A 17,299-nucleotide genomic window follows, 5' to 3' on the forward strand; every position below is an offset into this window, starting at 1 on the left:
CAACGATGCCGTCCAGCCCTTCCCTTCCCGCAGTCGCAAGCCTGTGGATCGGTGACAGCCTGAACTGGCTGCACGAACTGTCCTTGGCCAGTTTCGTGCAGCGCGGCCATGAGGTTGTGCTGTTCCACACCGGGCCTTCGGCACCGCCGGTTCCGGCGGGTGTCCGCACCTGTCCGGCGGCGGAAATCTGGGACCCTGCCAAGGCAGGGCACGGGGAAGCGCCGGCCTCGATGCTGTCGGATCTGTTCCGTCTTTACCTGCTGAAGCAGACGGACATGATCTGGATCGACACCGATATGCTCTGCTGCCGGCCGTTGCCGGACGCGGACTATCACGTCGGTTATGAGCCGACACGGTCGATCAATGGCGCGGTGCTGCGGCTGCCGAAAGGCTCCGCAACGCTGAACCATCTGCTGGACTGGTTCGAGGACCCGGAGTTCGTGCCGCCCTGGCTGGGCCGCAAGATCCGCAAGGAAGTGGAAGCCGCGCCGCCCGGCAAGCGCCTGCTGACAGCCTTTGAGCTGCAGCGCCCGTCGCTTGGCCCCAGGGCGCTGGACTACACGCTGAACCTGACCGGAGAGGTCGAACACGTGCGCGAGCCGGACGTGTTCTACCCGATCCGCGGGGTTCTGACCGACGTGCTGTTCAGCGGCAGCTGCCAGGAAGACGGCTGGCTGACCGAAAACACACTGGCCGTTCATCTCTATGCATCCATGGTGCGCCGCTACCACAAGGCGCACCGGCCCGAAAAACACAGCTTCATCGCACGCCACGCGCAGGAGATCGGCTTCGATCTCAGTGGTTTGAAGCACCAGAAACAAGGAAACGAGTAATGGAAAAGTTCCAGAAACTGCAGGGTATCGCCGCCCCGATGCCGCTGGTGAACATCGACACCGACATGATCATCCCCAAGGTGTTCCTGAAATCCATCCAGCGCACCGGCTTCGGCAAGAACCTGTTCGACGAGATGCGTTATAACCGCGACGGCACCGAGATCGAGGATTTCGTGCTGAACAAACCGCAGTACCGCAACGCCGAGATCCTGGTGGCGGGCGACAACTTCGGCTGCGGCTCCAGCCGTGAGCACGCGCCCTGGGCGATTGCCGATTTCGGCATCAAGTGCATCATCTCCACCTCTTTCGCCGACATCTTCTTCAACAACAGCTTCAAGAACGGCATCCTGCCGATCGTGCTGCCGCAGGAGCAGGTCGACATCCTGATGGCCGACGCGGAAAAGGGCGAAAACGCCCGCATGACCGTCGACCTGGAAGCGCAGGAGATCACCACCTCCGACGGCGAAGTGATCCCGTTCGAAGTGGACGCATTCAAGAAGCACTGCCTGCTGAACGGCCTCGATGACATCGGCCTGACCATGGAAAAGGCCGACTCGATCAAGACTTTCGAGGACAAGGCTGCGCAGGAACGCCCCTGGGTCTGATCCCGGCCTCAGCTGAAACACCTGGAAACCGCCCTGCCCGGGGCGGTTTTCTTTTTGCCCGCCAGATTCGCGCCGCATTTCCGCCGCAATTGCCCGACCTCTGCTGGCTTGTACGCTCGGCAGGTGGACACACACCATCTGGTACAAGCCGTACCAACCCCCTCAAATCCAACCGAAAGGCTGATGCATTCCGGCACCAGTCCGGCCCTGAAAATGGCCCCGCCCCTGCCGCAGCCACTTGAGCGGAAAGCCGCCAGCCTGCCACAATGGGGCAAAAATGAGGCAGAGCACCCCGGACCACTTCGCGGGGGGCTTCAAATCCGGACCCAAGAGGCAAAACGCCCGTGCCGGTTTGAAGGGAATGAATAACGTGTTTGCACGCATCACAGGCGCGGCGTTCCGCGGCATACTGGTGGCCATGCTGTTTGCGATGCCGACGCTGATTCTGCCGGCATCCGCCACCGATTCGCCAGAGATCATCCTGTTTTTCGCGCTCCTGGGCTCAGCCCTGGCGTTCAGCGAATACGCCTCGCATTTCCCCAGCTTCGTCGAATTCCGCAATGCCCCGCCCATCAACCGGATGCGCTTTGCAGCGGCAGCGGCCACCGTTGGCGCGCTCAGCCTGCTGGCGGCGCATCCGCAGGCCCCGACCGGACTGACGGCCCTGGTGCAGCGGCTGGGAAGCTGGCTGGGCGGCCAGCTCGATTTTGCCTACTCTCCAGTGCAGCTGACAGTACTGATGATGCCGCCGCAGGTGCCGGAAACTGTGGTGCTGATGGTGCGGGATGCTGCCGGGCTCGCCAGTGCGGTTGCGGCAATCGCAATTGCAGTCTTTGCGCTCGTCATCCGGGTCGGCCACTGGCCGGTGGGCAGCGGCGCCTTCAACGTCTGGGTCAACCTGCCGCTGTTTGATCCCACCACCGGCGGCGACGTCGTGCAGCGGCTGCAGCGCGACGGGCGCGTCAACATCATTGGCGGCGTACTGCTGCCCTTTGCCCTGCCTGCCGCGGTCAAGCTGGCTTCAGGCCAGGTGGACTCGGGCATGCTGGCCGCGCCGCATATGCTGATCTGGGTGATAAGCGCCTGGGCGCTGGTGCCTGCCTCGATGATCATGCGGGGCATGGCAATGCTGCGGATCGCCGGTCTGATCGCACAGAAACGCCGTGCCGCCTGTGTTGATCCTGACGAGGCCCTGCAAACCGCATGAGGAGGCTGGCAGCAGGTCTCCTCATGATCCTTGCCGCCGGAGCGGGCTGGGCAGAGACGCTGCGCATTGCCACCTTCAACACGGAACTGTCGCGTGACGGGCCAGGCCTGTTGCTGCGCGATATCATCCGCGACGGCGACCCTCAGGTTACCGCTGTGGTGCAGGTGATCGCCGCCGCGCAGCCGGATGTGCTGGCGCTGCAAGGCATCGACTGGGACTACGAAGGCCAGGCGCTGGCGGCGCTGTCCGCGCGGCTGGCGGATCATGGGCTGGATTACCCCTACCGCGTTGCACTGCAGCCCAATTCCGGCCTGCCGCCCCCTGCCCCGCTGGACATGGATGGCAATGGCAAAGCCGGTGAGCCGCGCGACAACCAGGGCTATGGCCGGTTCCGCGGCCAGGGCGGCATCGCGCTGCTGTCCCGGCTGTCGGTAGATCATGACGGCATCCGCGACTTTTCTGCTCTGCTGTGGAAGGATCTGGCGGGTGCCCTGCTGCCGCAGCACCCGGATGGCAGCCCCTTTCCCTCCGCCGAAGCGCAGGCCGCGCAACGCTTGTCCGCTACAGCTCATTGGCTGGTGCCGCTGCTTCTGCCGGATGGCAGCCGCCTGAACGTGATGACCTTCCATGCCACACCGCCGCTGTTCGATGGGCCGGAAGACCGCAACGGCAGGCGTAATCACGACGAAATCCGCCTGTGGCAGCTGCTGCTGGATGGCGTATTTGGCGCGGCACCCGAACCCCCCTTTGTCATTGCGGGCGACGCCAATCTCGACCCGGAGCGCGGCGAAGGGCGCAGTGAAGCGATCCGCAGCCTGCTGGCGGACCCGCGACTGCAGGATCCTCTGCCGCAGAACCCCGAAGCAGGCACCGCAACGGTGGAATGGCAAAGCGCGGACCGCATGCGGGTGGACTATGTGCTGCCCTCTGCCGGGCTGACCGTGACCGGCCGCGGCGTGGCCTGGCCGGACGGCCCGGATGCCCCTGCAGCAACCGCCAGCCGCCACCGGCTGGTCTGGGTGGATTTGCTGCTGGACTGACCCCATCGCCACAACTTCGTTACGCGGGCGAATCCTCATCTTTCCCCTTTATTTCCAAGGGCTGTTATTGACCCTGCCCCGCTGTCCCGCTACGCCCTTGCCAGCTGTTTTTAGGAGGATCCCCATGCCCAACCCATCGATTCTGATTCTGCCCGGCGACGGGATCGGCCCCGAAGTCATGACCGAGGTGCGCAAGATCATCACCTGGTTCGGCGACAAGCGCGGCCTGCAGTTCGATGTGAGCGAGGATCTGGTCGGTGGCGCGGCCTATGACAAGCACGGCAAACCGCTGGCAGACGAGACCATGGCCAAGGCCCAGGACGTCGACGCGGTTCTGCTCGGCGCCGTTGGCGGCCCGGCTTATGACGATCTGGACTTCTCTGTAAAGCCCGAGCGCGGCCTGCTGCGCCTGCGCAAGGAAATGGATCTCTACTCCAACCTGCGCCCGGCCCAGTGTTTTGACGCGCTGGCGGATTTCTCCTCGCTGAAGAAGGACATCGTCGCCGGCCTCGACATCATGATCGTGCGCGAGCTGACCTCCGGCGTCTACTTCGGCGAGCCGCGCGGCATCTTCGAGGAAGGCAACGAGCGCGTCGGCATCAACACCCAGCGTTATACCGAGAGCGAGATCGAGCGCGCAGCCCGTTCCGCGTTCGAGCTGGCGATGCGCCGCAACAAGAAGGTCTGCTCGATGGAGAAGGCCAACGTGATGGAATCCGGCATCCTGTGGCGCGAGGTGGTGACCCGCGTTGCCGCCGATTACCCCGAGGTCGAGCTGAGCCACATGTACGCCGACAACGGCGCCATGCAGCTGGTGCGCGCACCCAAGCAGTTCGACGTCATTCTGACCGACAACCTGTTCGGCGACATCCTGTCCGACTGTGCCGCGATGCTGACCGGTTCGCTGGGCATGCTGCCCTCCGCGTCTCTCGGCGCGCCGATGGAAAACGGCCGCCCCAAGGCGCTTTATGAACCCGTGCACGGCTCTGCGCCGGACATCGCGGGCCAAGGCAAGGCCAACCCGATCGCCTGCATCCTGAGCTTTGCCATGGCGCTGCGCTACAGCTTCGATCAGGGCGCCGAGGCTGACCGGCTGGAAGCCGCGGTCGAGAAGGTTCTGGCCGACGGCGTGCGCACAGCGGACCTGCTGGCCAGCGAAGGCGTGGAGCCGGTCTCCACCAGCCAGATGGGCGACGCAGTGATTGCTGCGCTGGACGCAAGCCTCTGATTTTCATCCGCTAATCCGCGGCAAACCAAAGCCCCGCCCGGTCTCCGGCGCGGGGCTTTTTTGTGGATTTCCGAACCCGGCCAAAGACGCAAAAAAGATTTCCCGAAAACCGCATCTTTCTGTGGAATCGCCCTTGTCAAACCCCGCGCCCTGAGCTATTTCGCCCTCCACGGTCGGAGTGTAGCTCAGCCTGGTAGAGCACTGTCTTCGGGAGGCAGGGGTCGGAGGTTCGAATCCTCTCACTCCGACCAATAAAACAAGGCGCCCTAGGGCGCCTTTTTTGTTTTTGTAGACCTACCTGCAACGATATTCGCAACGTTTCGAATGGCATCTGTGCGCAGTTTGTTCGCAGCTTGTTAGATTCGCGCGGAACGAATCCACTTCAAATTCCCAGGTCCATGATCCCGGCGGCGTTCTTAAGCGCATCTGGACTGTAGGAGCGATAGACATTCTCAAGCGTCTCGCGTGAGGTAGAGAAATAGGCAGTGGCATCCTCCAGCGTCATGCCGCGCATGAAGGCCCAGGTCACGGCGGTATGCTTCAGAGTGTGCGGTGTAACATCTTCAAGTTCAGCGCGCCTCGCAGCAGCGCGAAATGCCTTGTCGATACGGTCGATCGGTGCACCCTTGAAGGACACTACGTGGCTCCCCTCCGGCGCCCAGGACTTCATCTCTTCCAGGAGAGTAGTCGGCACCCTCACCACGCCCTTACGCTTCTTGGTTTCGGCTTCCGCCTTTCCGAGGAAATGGATCACGCCGTTTTCGAGATCGACCCAGCCGCTATCGAGCGAAGGCATCCATTTCAGCCGTGTGATCGCGGTTTTCCGGCGTCCAGTGTAAAGTGCGATCTTGATGAACCGCCGCACATGGGGTGCGGAAACCACCAGCAGGCGCTGCACCTCTTCCTCGGTCAGCCAGCGGTCTTTCGGGGCACCTTTTTCCGGCAGGGTCACGATCGGTGCGTGCGTAATCTTGCGCGACGCCGCTGCGTATTTCAAAGCAGCATTCAGCGTGCCCATTTCGCGCCGCACTGTTGAAGGCGCACACTTTCTCCAAACGGCGTAACCATTACACCTGTCGACGTCGATCTCAGACACCTTCAGATCGCCCCAATAGGGCGAGAGGGCCTGAATAGAATAGACCAGACGCTCCTTGTCACCAACCGTCTTCACCTTGGCCTCACCATAGTGCACCAGGATCTCTCCGACAGTTATGTCACGCGGCTCGTAAACACGATTATCCTGCCGTTTCTTCTGTGCGATGTAATCGCTCAGGGCTTCTTCTGCCTCCTTATGAAATCCATCACCGAAACCTGTCCGGATCTGCTGTCCTCCATCGAGGATGATCCAGGCGCCATCGTCTTTGCGCTGGAAAAGGCGGGCTGGTTTTCGTTTGCGTGGCATGTCGATATGAACCTCTCAAGTTCGTCGCGTGTCATGTAGTAGCGCTGGCCGATCTTGGTCGCGTTGATTTTGCCGTGGTGGATCATCGTGCGCACTGTCCTGGGCTTGACAGTGCTGTGAAGAGCTGACGCAAAGTCCTCGATGGTCAGCAGTGCTTCATTGGGGTTCATTATGTTCTCCTCAGGGGAGGAAAGTTCATCAATGGTGTCTGGATATGGACGGCGCGGATACTCATCTTTGGAACTGCTCCAGTTTTTTGTCTAACAGATCAGTTTATAGCGATTGCGAAGCCGGATGCGCTTTGGATTCGGAGGAAAAATCGCAACCACATGAAATTAAATAAAAAAATGTTCCGCAAAGTCAGCAATCCCCCGACACCAAGACCTTGACATAGCTGTTCTCGGAGGTGCTTCTGCCGCCCAGCTTGGCCTGTCTCGCAGAAGGCGGATGGTGCGTGTCTCGTGTTTGCGGCCGCCCTGCAACGGGCCGAGGTTTGGTTGGCGGTATTGGCGCTAGCGCACAGTGTTGGCAGCAACCTGGTGCGTGCATACAGATGGACCGACGTGGTCGAGAAGCGGCGCGTTAAAGTTGAAGACCTTCGGTTATCCGGTTATCCGGTTTCTAGCTACTTTAGTGCCTCACCACTTCGAACCCGTTTCGTAGGATAGCAGGAACAACGGGTTTCTGCTCACACATTCCAAGATACAGCCCACCGTTTTCAATCTTCTACTTCAAGAAACACATTTGGTGGGTTTAGTAGAAATCTTCTTTTCTATTGCCGTGCTCCATGTGCCAACATATTTCATCTAAATACCCTTGCCGCGTCGCAGATTTATACGCTGCTTGCGCATTGCGCTTAAATTCCGTTCGAGTCTTATAGTTCAAAGCTTCTTCATGAAGGTCGTCCAGCGTCCACTTTTTCTGCGGAGGGTGCATGTGAGCACACACTTCATCGAGAAGTCCGTTTCTCATAGCTGCCCTGTAGGCCCTAGTATTCCCTCTTTTGAATGCGTTCCGCGTATCGAATTGCGAGGAAGCATCTAACAACTTTTCGATGGTCCACTTAACCGTCAAAAATTCATCTCCTTTAGTTTCCCTTAATGAAGAAGATTTTCTTTCTAGACCAGGCTCTGAAACAATGTGCCTATTTGGTCTTAACCCGCCCCCCTCGTGGCCCTCTGCGCCCTCCGGAAAAAGTGCCGAGTCGCCTGCTCTCGCGCCTCGCTATCGCTGAGCACGATACTCTTCATCTCGTTGTCCTTCTGGAACAGTCGGATCATGCCCTGCAGGAACGCCTGTGAGAACGCGGTGTAAACCACGTCTGCCGGATTGTTTTGGATCATTTGCATCATGTCACCATCGAGGATCTCGCGGTTCACCTGCTCGAAGCGTAGAAAGTCTTCCTGGGTGAATTGGGTTCCGTGGCGCTCATTAAAGGAGTCGATGATTTCTGACAGCGAGCGCTGCTCTTCCTCGGTGTAGCTGTTGGCGCCGAACTCAGTGATCGGCTGCAGCTTGCTGGTGTCCTCGCCGGTCAGCGAAGCCGATCCGGCGCTGGTCTGGTCGACCCGGAACGCCTTGAGGTCGAGCATGTCCTCGGTGATGTCGATCTCACCCGGGCGTTCGCGCGAGGGTAACAGTCGCGACAGCCAGGAGACGTAGGTATAGAGCTTCTCCAGTCCGGTATCCTCCAACCGGATGATCTGTGCCACGAAGCTGTAGAAGCGCATGAAGCTCTTCAGGAGCTGCCGGAACTCCTCTTGGCTGGCCTCATCCTCGTCCAGCTCGAACCGCTTCACTGCCTGACGCACGAGGCCTTCCAGGCGGATCCGGTCCTGGCTTGTCAGGTTGCCGACGAAGAAGATTTCAGCGAAGGCCTCGACCTCGGCAGGGTCGATGTAAGCCGCCGCCTCGATCCGCTGTGCCAGGTCATAAATCTGGTTGGGGTCGGACCGGCTTTCCAACTCAGTGACCGCGAAGAAAGGCGCGAAGGCGGTTTTGATGTCGTCCGCGGTGTTGCGGAAGTCGAGAACGAAGGTCTTGTCTTTACCAGCCCTAGTTCGGTTCAAGCGCGACAGGGTCTGCACCGCCTGTAGCCCATCGAGCTTACGATCGACATACATAGCGCAGAGCTTTGGCTGGTCAAATCCGGTCTGGTATTTTTCGGCCACTACCAGGATCTGGAACTCAGATCCGTCAAAGCGATTGGGCAACTCGGTCTCGGGGAATCCGTTAGCCTCTGCCTCTGTCCAGGAGACGCCATCGACCTCCAACACATCCGAGAAGGCAACCAGGGCCTTCAGGTCGGTGTAACCCTGCTTCCCGATGTAACGACCCAGCCCTTGCCAATAGCGCAGTGCGTGCTCACGGCTCTGTGTCACCACCATCGCCTTGGCCTGGCCGTTCAGTTCCTTCTGCACATGGGTCCGGAAGTGCTCGACGATGATCTCGACCTTCTGATCGATCGCCGTCGGGTGCAACGAGGCGTAGCGCGCCACTTGGCGCTGAGCGCGGCGGCTCTCAAAGTCTGGGTCGTCCTCGATGGCCTTCTCCAGCTCGCAGTAGGCCTCGTAGGTCATGTAATTCTGCAGCACGTCGAGGATGAAGCCTTCCTCGATCGCCTGGCGCATTGAGTAGAGGTGGAACGGGTGCGGCAGGCCATCCGGGCCAGTCACACCGAACCGCTCCAGGGTGACGTTCCTGGGCGTCGCGGTGAAGGCCAGGAAGCTGATATTCGGCTGCGGCCCTCTCGCGCGCTGGTATTCGAGGATCTTGTCCTCGACATCATCGCTGCCGCCCTCTTCCCGGGTCAGCGCGTCGCTCATCGCCTGGGCGGATTTGCCCGACTGCGAGGAATGGGCCTCGTCGATGATCACGGCAAAACGACGGTCGCCCTGGCCGGAGAGTTCCTTCAGGTGTTCGGTGCCGAATTTTTGGATCGTGGTGATGATGATCCGAGCGCCGGATTTGATCGCCTCCTTGAGGTCGCGGGATGTGCCGTCAATCTTCTTCACCACGCCCTTGGTTTTCTCGAAGGCGGCGACGGTGGCTTGCAGCTGGCGGTCCAGAACGATCCGGTCGGTGACGATGATCGCGGTGTCGAAGACAGGCTTGTCGGCCTCGTCATGCAGGTTGATGATTTGGTGCGCGGTCCAAGCGATGGTGTTCGACTTGCCCGAGCCCGCCGAATGCTGGATCAGGTAGTTCTTGCCGGCCCCATATGATTTGGCATCGGCAAGGATCTTGCGCACCGCATCCATCTGCTGGAACCGGGGGAAAATCATCACCTCGCGCCCGTCGCCCTTCTCCAAGTGGATGAAACGACCGATCAGTTCGAGCCAGACCGCACGCGAGAAAATCGCCTTGTCTCGGGGTTGGTCGGCATAGAGATAGGCGATGGGAAATTCGCCTTCGATGTCCGGGTTGCCGGCCCCACCGTCGGCACCGCGGTTGAAGGGCAGAAAGAACGTCTTGCCGTTCATCAGCCGCGTTGTCATTGACACCAACGTCTGATCCAGCGCGAAATGCACCAGCGCACCGCGCTTGAAGGTCAACAGCGGCTCTCCGCTTGGCGAGCGGTCCATGCGATACTGCTTCTCTGAATTGCGGATGTTCTGGCCGGTGAGCGTGTTCTTCACCTCCAGCGTTGCCACCGGCAGCCCGTTCACGAACAGCACGATGTCGATAGCGTTTTCGTTCTTCGTCGAATACCGCACCTGGCGCATAACAGACAGGATGTTGGCCTCGTAGGCGCTCAACAGCTCAGCGTTCAGGCCCGAAGCGGGGCGGAAATAGCAGAGCGAGAAGTGAATGTTCGGCACTAGCTTGATGCCCTCGCGTAGCACCTCCAGAGTGCCTCGGGCAGCCAGAGCCTGTTCCAGCCGCTTGAAGAACTCAGCCTCAGCACTGGCACTGTATTGCGCCTGCAGAGCCGCCCAGGCGTCTGGCTGGGTGGCCTTGATAAAATCGAGGACCAGGTCGCGATCCAGGGCTGACGGGCGGTCGTAGGCATCCGGTGAGCGCCCCACATAGCCCTGTCCGGAAACGAGCTGCGAGACGATCCGTTCTTCGACGACGATCTCCTTGTGGAGTGAGTGGGCTGAGTGGGTATCGGTCATCCCTGTCGGTCCTTCTCCACCTTCTCAAACTGTCTAAAATGAAATCCTAGAAACTCTGGCGCCAGCTTGTGGTCAACCTCCTTGCCCGACAACTTGGCATACCCTGTGTCCTTCAGATCGTCGGAGATGCGAACCTTCCCTGACCCAGGATGAATGGACCAAAGATAGGCGTCGAACAGCTTGTGGAGATCACTGCGCAAAAGGAGACCGTTGTCGGGCGCCTCGAACACCGGATCGCCGTTGTGTGGCACCACGTGGGCTGCCTCCAACGCCTCTGGCGCCGTGCTTCGCGAGATCACGCATCGACCACGATGGCGCTCCATCTGCGCCTCTCTGAAGCGCTGTTGATGTGGGCGAAGCTTTCGCAATCCTAGCCGTCGTTCTTCGGAGACAGCAAGAAGGTCTTCCGCGTGGCGCCTTATCGCAGCGTTCCGGCCATTAGTGTATTTTTGCTGCTCTTCCTCCGGGATCCGCGCCGAGCGCTCCTCGACCACTCGGATGAAATCGTCGTAGTCGGCATCCTCGATCAGATACACCTGGTAGTGCCGACGTGACCGGGCGTAGTCGAGCAGACGGGAGCCGGTTTCACCTTCTCCTAGATCGCGAAATCCGAATTTGCGAGGCAGGAGTTCGACATTGGTCAAAGGGACTGCCAAGTGCTCTCCGGTATCCTTCTGCTCGCCTGCGATCGCCCTGGCGGTCAGCCCCCAACCCCGGCCAAACTGGTCGTCTTCGTGTGTCCAGATCCAAAGCTCGTCACCGGACTGGATCTGTGGCGCTTCCTGACTGAGGCCGGGCTCGGCTCTGAGTGGCCCGGCGAGCGGAGTCAAAACGTCGCCTCCCTCCCATTCTTCGGCGTTGGCTGGCCGACAGATTTCACCTGGACAGTGCAGCACGCCGTTCACTTTTAGTAAGAACCGGTTCTTCAGTCGCCCCCTGAGAGCTTCCAATGTCTCTCCTTTGCGCTCTCGGTTTTCGCGCGTCCGTTCCGACATACCAGAAGACCGTCCTTCGTCAGAAGGAGACGAGGTATGTGTTTCGACGAGACTGATGAAGTCGGGATAGTCGTCGCCTTCGACCAAATAGGTTGTATGCTTACGGTAGGTTTTCAGGAAATCGAACAACCGGCTGCCACTGGGCTCTTGGCCCAGATCCTTGTAACCAAACGGGCGTGGAAAGAGTTCGGTGTTGCGCAGCGTAATATACAGCCTGTCACCTTCCACCCGCTGGGGTCCCGCAGTCGCCTTCGCGGTTATGCCCCGGCCATCGCCGTATTCTTTCGCTTCATGTGCCCACAGCCACAACTCATCACCTTCGGAGATCGGTGGTGCGTTCTGGATTTTCCCCTCCCTGGCCAGCGCCGGGGCACGCGTGTGTATGCACAGTTCACCTCCGACCCACTGCTCTAGGTTCTGTGGCCGGCACACGCCGTTCGGAAAGGCTATCGCGCCATTGGTCTTGATCACATATCGCTTCATCCACCCACCTCCTCCTCGATCCGGTCGAGCGTGCCGTCGGTTGCACCCTGGTTGCCGTAGGTGATCACGTCGATCTGGCCGGTGACGGCGGCGGTGATCAGGGCCGCGCGGTATTCTCGGAGGCGTTCAATGGAGACCAACGTTTTGTGACATATTGAGCCGGATTTCTTGTGCTCCTCTTCGATCCGGTCAACAATCTGTGCTTGCTGCGCCAGGGGAGGAACGGGAAATTGCATAGAAAACAGCTGGTCTGACCGTAGCTTCTTCGTTCCATGCGCGGCCTCTTCCACAAATGACATAAGCACGGAGTTGAAGCCTTGAAGCATCCTTTGAAGATATTTTCCGCTGACGGCTTTCTCGTTCGGGACGAGGGCCTTCATATCTTGGTTGATCGTCGCATCAACCAAGAGACGGCACACGGGAACAGTCCGAGCGAGTATCATCCCGCGCACCACAATCAACACCGCTTCGCTAGGGACACGTGATAGAGCTGACCCTGCGATGGCAGCATTCGAGACATGGTCAGGCACGTCAGCTATTTCATCAGTCTTCATGTCTTTAGGAGAGACCCAAGGAATTTCACCCTCCCAAAATTCTTCGCGGTCCTTTAAAGGCGTAGCTCCTCCAATTACTGAAACAAGGTGTTTTAGTGGGATCATGTGCCACCCCGCCGGCAGGTCATTAAGCCACCTTTGATCATCAGATCGAACGACCTTCGCACCACCAAGAACTGCTTCTTGCAATGCCGCCAAATTTCGATTTTTTGTCACCTCCACTAACCGCTGCTTCTTCTCGATGAGCTGGTCGATGCGGGCGGTCTCGCGGTCGAGGAAATCCGCAGTTGCCTTTTGGGTGGCTAGATCCGGCAGTATGACGGGGATCGTCCTCAGCGCATCGTGCTCCAGGTCCCATTGGTTCACCCTGACGCCTTTCGAAATTCGCTGATAGAGAGCGATGTAGGGCTGGCTCCGCAACAGGTAGTGAAGGAACTGATCGTGCTCTTCGCTGAGTGGATGATATACGTAGTATGCTGGACTCACGATGCCTTGGTGCCTAGAAACCGCTATCGAACCCTGCCACGCTTTCATCTTGTTTGTTACGAGCGAGCCTTCGAGAACGCGTTGATAGCTCGAAAGGTCTTCAGACTCCTTGTTGAAGTTGTCATCGCGAGAAGATTTGGGCACGACACCGTGATCTCTGTAGACGGAGAGCAATTCCTCATCGGGAAAACCGGTTTCTTTGACACGCCGGAACAGTGACCAAAATGGGATTGTGTTCCAGCCTTTCGGTGCTGTGATACCCAAAGCAAATTCCGAAGAGATCATGGCGCCACCCTCCAAGCCGTGCGCGTGCGCCAGTCCTTCGGGAAGCCCATGCTGGCTGGATCGGCCAGGAGGCAGCCGTCGATCAGAGCGACGAGCCGCTTCTTCCATTCGTTCCCCGGCGCAATGATCGACAACAGGTAGTCGAGCATGACCAGGGTGTTGTGTAGCTGGCGCTCGTCTGAATCTCGCATAGCGACAGGTAGCTTCCCTGGGGATCTCGGAACGGTCATCGTCAAAGTGAAGCGTTTATTCCACAGTCTTCCGTGGTGCGCGCAGATGTTGCGAACATGGCTAATATGATGCGCAAATGAACACAGGGCTTTCTCATCGAGACCGAATGGCTTTGCAATGGCCTGGCGATCTGCACGCAGCTTGAGATTGCTGATCCATTTCGAGAGCCTGCCACACGAAATGATCTCAGCGGTCATCCAAATGGGTGGCAAATGCGGGTTGGTGTATTTGTTTCGATAGTGCTCGGCGAATGTGTCGCGCGATTGCTCAAAGTCGTCGGTCAAGCTCGCCACATCCTTCGCATGGAAATCTCTGCGCTGATACAAACCTTGGTCCAAGTATCCATGTGGCTCGTATTTCATCGCCATGTGGTGCGCCCAAAGAGCTCTTAGTGCCACCTCTACGCGCTCGATCGCGTCCAGCACCAAGAGACGCAGTTCGCGATCGAAGATATAAAGCGTTAGGACATCCTCAAAGCTGGTTCCTGCCCGGAATGCGTGGTCGCCATCTTCTTCTGCGGGCACCTCGAACGGCAGCCAATAGGCGCGCAGTCGGTAGTAAGAAATGAAGTTTAGATAGTGACCGGCGCGCGATTCGTCGTCCACGGACATGCCACGACGCTTCAACAACTTGATTTGATCTGGGATTGAGGTGGAGGCTTTTTCGAACTTCATGCAGCGACGCCTCGCTGCAAATTCGACGCCCTAAAAACAAGTAACCCGCCGGGGTGCGCAGTGCGGAACCGAGGTTCCGTCCGAGGCGTGGCGGGTCTTGTTGCAAAAAGATATAGGGCGAGTTTCCTACCAAAGCAATAAGAAACCAAACGGGCGAGTGAGGAAATCATTCGACTACCTCCTTCAGCAACCCGGCGATCTCGGCCTCCAGCGCCTTCAGCTCGGCGTCGATCTCCTCCAGCGGCCGGGGCGGGACGTAGGTGTAGAAATAGCGATTGAAGTTGATCTCGTAGCCCACGCGGCCGACCTTACCGTCGGTGGCGTCGCAATGGCTCTTATCCACCCAGGCATCAGGCACGAAAGGCGTGACCTCGCGCGCTACATAGTCCCGCCAGTCCTCACCCAGCGGCACCAGTTCATGATCGCGCAGACTGGTGTCTGGTTCTGGGTTGCCGTCCTTATCGCGACAGATCGCGGCCTCATCGTCACGTTCACCCAGGGTCGCAATGATCGCCTTGATCACTGGCGCACCGATCTTGACACCTTCGGCCTTCAGGGCGACCTTGAGCGCCTTCAGAAAGGCCTCACGGTCCATCCAGGCGCCTACCCCTATCAGGGCGGCCAGAGCGGCCCTGATAGCCTCCTGCGCGACTGTATCGAGCCTCTGAACCGGCTTGGCCTCGAACACAGCCTCCAGCGCCTCCTCGGTCACCTCTAAACGCAGTTTCAATGGCCGCTCGACCCGGATCTCGCGATAGCCGAAGTCGGTGGTGTCGAAGATCTTGGACACATCCTCCCAGCCGGAGTTGCCGTTCAGCATGTCGTGGTAGATCTCGGCAATTTCGCGCGTGGCGTCCTCGGGGATCTCGCGGCGCTTGGAGCCGAGCGACTTGCGCATCGAGCGCCAAAACCGCTCGCCACTGGCGTCGATCAGCTGCACCTTGCCCTGGCGTGCGATGTCCTTGCGATTGGTCAGGAGCCAGACATAGGTCTGGATGCCGGTGTTGTAGAAGAGGTCTGTCGGCAGGGCGATGATCGCTTCGACCCAGTCGTTCTCTAGCATCCAGCGGCGGACCTCGCTCTCGCCCGATCCCGCACCGCCTGTGAAGAGTGGCGAGCCGTTCATGACGATGCCGATACGCGAGCCCTGGAGGTCGTCGCGCATCTTGGAAATCATGTGCTGCAGGAATAGGAGCTGGCCATCCGAGATGCGCGGCAGCCCGGCGCCGAAGCGACCGTCATAGCCCAGCGTCGCGGCCTCTTCCTTGATCGGGTCCTGGTATTTCTTCCAATCCACGCCATAGGGCGGATTCGAAAGCATGTAGTGAAACTGCTTACCTTTGTGCGCATCCTGGGTGAGCGTGTTGCCGAAGGCGATATTCTCGGGATCATGGCCGGTGACCAGCATGTCGGATTTGCAGATCGCAAAGGATTCCGGGTTCAGCTCCTGACCGAACAGTTCCACCCGGATGCCGGGGTTGAGCTGCTTCATCTCCTCCTCTGTGATCGCCAGCATACCACCAGTGCCGCAGGCTGGGTCGTAAACCTGCCGGATCACACCTGCGCCAGTCAGCGCGTCGGCATCGTTGACGAGGAGAAGCGAGACGATCAGCCGGATCACCTCGCGTGGGGTGAAGTGTTCCCCTGCTGTCTCATTGGAGATTTCCGAGAAGCGCCGGATGAGATCCTCGAAGAGGTAGCCCATCTCTATATTACTGACGTGGTCCGGATGCAGATCGACCTGAGAAAAGCGCTCAAACACCTGCCAGAGGATACCGGCGTCGTTCAGGCGCTTGAGTTGGTCCGTGAACAGGAATTTGTCGAGGAAGATGTCGCGGACGTTGGGCGAGAACTTCGTAATGAAGTCCGTGAGGTTCTTGTGGATGTCACTCGCCTGCTGTTGCCGCATCGTCGCGAAAGTGAAGCGGCTGGTGTTGTAGGCGCTGATACCATCGCCACTGGCCGCATAGAGGATCTGCGACCGGGCGATCTCGTCCATGTCGTCCGGGAGAGTGTCAGCGAGGGAGAGCACGGCATCCTTGGTCGGCGCCAGGATGCAATCGAGACGACGCAACACCACGAAAGGCAGCACGACCTTACCGTATTCGGACTGCTTGAAATCGCCCCGGAGAAGTTCGGCAATCGACCAGACGAAACTGCCCAAACTCTTGACGTCGTTATTGCTCATCACTGCCTCAAATTGTTTTCCCGCATAGGATGTTATGGCGAGGCCGCGAGCGCAAGCACGATTGCAGCGAATGCGCGTCAGAACTTCCCGAATCCCGGATGATCCTTGTAGACGTCCGCGACAGGTGTGTCTTCGCCAAGTGCCACTTCATGAACGGCGCCACCACCCTGGTCGTTCGCCGGTCTCGCCTGGGACGCATCCCACGCCCAGTTCGGCGCAATGACGACCGGTTCCTCTTCCATCTCCTTGCGAAGCAAAAGTTCCTCTTCCGCACGTTTGAGAGGTTTCCGGATGCTGCCTTCCGTCCAGGGACGGCGCTCGTCACGTTTCTCGCTTTTGAGATTATGAGGTCCGGAGCGGTTCACCAGTTCCACCTTCTCCCGAGGGGTCATCTTCTCCCAGCCGGGCGTGCGTTCGATAAAATCTGCGAGTTCCTGTGCTTTACGGTCAGCTCTCGCCGCATTGGAGATCGCCCCCTTGCGCTGTGCAAAAGGAAGGTTGGTCCTGTTCCCCAGCTTGACACCACGCTTTTTCGCGCGCGCCATGCCGTCGCGCGCCCGACCAGCAATTTCGTCACGATCACGCTGTGCGTCGTGGAGTAGACGTTCGAGGCTCTTGCGCCCTACACGGCGACGTTCTGCGATGGAGATCACCGACACGTTGCTTTCAAAAATGTCTTCCAACACGGCCGGGTGACGTGCGAGGCGATCTACACTGGGCACTAGGATCGCTGCGTTCTTCTCCTTGGCGATCCGGAGCGCGCGCCGCAGCCCAGGACGATACAGATGACCCTGAGCACCGGCAGCAGAGCAATCGTCTTCTTCGATCGTCAACCGGTTCAACTTCTTCTCATCACAGAAACCACGCACCACATAGGCCTGCTCTTCCAAACTACCACCTTCCTGTGCCTGTCTAGGGGTAGAAACACGGATGTAACCAACAACGTCCTGCAAGGGGTGTCTTCTTCTTG

At 59.2% G+C, this 17,299-nt stretch carries 12 protein-coding genes, 1 tRNA gene and 1 pseudogene; 6 read left to right on the forward strand and 8 right to left on the reverse strand.

Annotation, left to right across the window (positions count from 1 at the left end; translation table 11 throughout):
- The first annotated feature begins 5 nt into the window (after positions 1–5).
- The 6 genes from AB1A62_RS06165 (at position 6) to AB1A62_RS06190 (ending at position 5,164) form a co-directional block, all read left to right on the forward strand.
- Positions 6–833, forward strand: a complete 828-nt coding sequence (locus AB1A62_RS06165; RefSeq protein WP_366660648.1) for a hypothetical protein — start codon at positions 6–8, stop codon at positions 831–833.
- Positions 833–1,438, forward strand: a complete 606-nt coding sequence (gene leuD / locus AB1A62_RS06170) for a 3-isopropylmalate dehydratase small subunit (protein ID WP_366660649.1) — start codon at positions 833–835, stop codon at positions 1,436–1,438. The genes AB1A62_RS06165 and leuD overlap by 1 nt, the downstream gene beginning before the upstream one ends.
- 370 nt (positions 1,439–1,808) lie before the next feature.
- Entirely contained in the window at positions 1,809–2,645 is an 837-nt protein-coding gene (locus tag AB1A62_RS06175; RefSeq protein ID WP_366660650.1) for a hypothetical protein, read from the forward strand.
- On the forward strand, positions 2,642–3,685 hold the full coding sequence (locus AB1A62_RS06180) for an endonuclease/exonuclease/phosphatase family protein (RefSeq protein WP_366660651.1): 1,044 nt from the start codon (positions 2,642–2,644) through the stop codon (positions 3,683–3,685). Before AB1A62_RS06175 ends, AB1A62_RS06180 begins: the two co-directional genes overlap by 4 nt.
- A 124-nt stretch (positions 3,686–3,809) precedes the next feature.
- On the forward strand, positions 3,810–4,913 hold the full coding sequence (leuB, locus tag AB1A62_RS06185) for a 3-isopropylmalate dehydrogenase (RefSeq protein WP_366660652.1): 1,104 nt from the start codon (positions 3,810–3,812) through the stop codon (positions 4,911–4,913).
- A gap of 174 nt (positions 4,914–5,087) precedes the next feature.
- Positions 5,088–5,164: transfer RNA gene (locus tag AB1A62_RS06190), tRNA-Pro, on the forward strand.
- Positions 5,165–5,295: 131 nt separating this feature from the next.
- On the opposite strand, the gene AB1A62_RS06195 is transcribed toward AB1A62_RS06190, so the two are convergent.
- From AB1A62_RS06195 to AB1A62_RS06230, 8 genes and pseudogenes are all read right to left on the reverse strand, one after another.
- Positions 5,296–6,315, reverse strand: a complete 1,020-nt coding sequence (locus tag AB1A62_RS06195; protein ID WP_366660653.1) for a tyrosine-type recombinase/integrase — start codon at positions 6,313–6,315, stop codon at positions 5,296–5,298.
- A gap of 59 nt (positions 6,316–6,374) precedes the next feature.
- Positions 6,375–6,485 (reverse strand): annotated as a pseudogene (locus AB1A62_RS06200) (hypothetical protein); the annotation flags it as partial.
- 984 nt (positions 6,486–7,469) lie between these two features.
- Positions 7,470–10,136 (reverse strand): DEAD/DEAH box helicase family protein, encoded by a 2,667-nt coding sequence (locus AB1A62_RS06205; protein ID WP_366660654.1) that lies wholly within the window; start codon positions 10,134–10,136, stop codon positions 7,470–7,472.
- Positions 10,137–10,429: 293 nt separating this feature from the next.
- Positions 10,430–11,911, reverse strand: a complete 1,482-nt coding sequence (locus AB1A62_RS06210) for an HNH endonuclease signature motif containing protein (protein ID WP_366660655.1) — start codon at positions 11,909–11,911, stop codon at positions 10,430–10,432.
- Complete coding sequence (locus AB1A62_RS06215; protein WP_366660656.1) at positions 11,908–13,236, reverse strand: restriction endonuclease subunit S; 1,329 nt, start codon at positions 13,234–13,236, stop codon at positions 11,908–11,910. Before AB1A62_RS06215 ends, AB1A62_RS06210 begins: the two co-directional genes overlap by 4 nt.
- Positions 13,233–14,141: an Abi family protein gene (locus tag AB1A62_RS06220; protein ID WP_366660657.1), complete on the reverse strand. Its 909-nt coding sequence runs from the start codon at positions 14,139–14,141 to the stop codon at positions 13,233–13,235. The genes AB1A62_RS06215 and AB1A62_RS06220 overlap by 4 nt, the downstream gene beginning before the upstream one ends.
- A 166-nt stretch (positions 14,142–14,307) precedes the next feature.
- Positions 14,308–16,329, reverse strand: a complete 2,022-nt coding sequence (locus AB1A62_RS06225) for a class I SAM-dependent DNA methyltransferase (protein ID WP_366660658.1) — start codon at positions 16,327–16,329, stop codon at positions 14,308–14,310.
- A gap of 77 nt (positions 16,330–16,406) precedes the next feature.
- The gene (locus AB1A62_RS06230) at positions 16,407–17,282 is read right to left on the reverse strand and encodes a recombinase family protein (RefSeq protein ID WP_366660659.1); all 876 of its coding nucleotides are present in this window, start codon (positions 17,280–17,282) and stop codon (positions 16,407–16,409) included.
- Positions 17,283–17,299: the final 17 nt, after the last annotated feature.

This window comes from Leisingera sp. JC11 (assembly GCF_040704725.1).
Taxonomy (GTDB): domain Bacteria; phylum Pseudomonadota; class Alphaproteobacteria; order Rhodobacterales; family Rhodobacteraceae; genus Leisingera.

What these genes read in the sequence shown, in the direction of transcription:
- leuD (WP_366660649.1), top strand. Translation starts at nt 833, where the DNA reads ATGGAAAAGTTCCAGAAACTGCAGGGTATCGCCGCCCCGATGCCGCTG.
- AB1A62_RS06220 (WP_366660657.1), bottom strand. Translation starts at nt 14,141, where the DNA reads ATGAAGTTCGAAAAAGCCTCCACCTCAATCCCAGATCAAATCAAGTTG.
- AB1A62_RS06215 (WP_366660656.1), bottom strand. Translation starts at nt 13,236, where the DNA reads ATGATCTCTTCGGAATTTGCTTTGGGTATCACAGCACCGAAAGGCTGG.
- AB1A62_RS06195 (WP_366660653.1), bottom strand. Translation starts at nt 6,315, where the DNA reads ATGCCACGCAAACGAAAACCAGCCCGCCTTTTCCAGCGCAAAGACGAT.
- AB1A62_RS06225 (WP_366660658.1), bottom strand. Translation starts at nt 16,329, where the DNA reads ATGAGCAATAACGACGTCAAGAGTTTGGGCAGTTTCGTCTGGTCGATT.
- AB1A62_RS06165 (WP_366660648.1), top strand. Translation starts at nt 6, where the DNA reads ATGCCGTCCAGCCCTTCCCTTCCCGCAGTCGCAAGCCTGTGGATCGGT.
- AB1A62_RS06210 (WP_366660655.1), bottom strand. Translation starts at nt 11,911, where the DNA reads ATGAAGCGATATGTGATCAAGACCAATGGCGCGATAGCCTTTCCGAAC.
- AB1A62_RS06180 (WP_366660651.1), top strand. Translation starts at nt 2,642, where the DNA reads ATGAGGAGGCTGGCAGCAGGTCTCCTCATGATCCTTGCCGCCGGAGCG.
- leuB (WP_366660652.1), top strand. Translation starts at nt 3,810, where the DNA reads ATGCCCAACCCATCGATTCTGATTCTGCCCGGCGACGGGATCGGCCCC.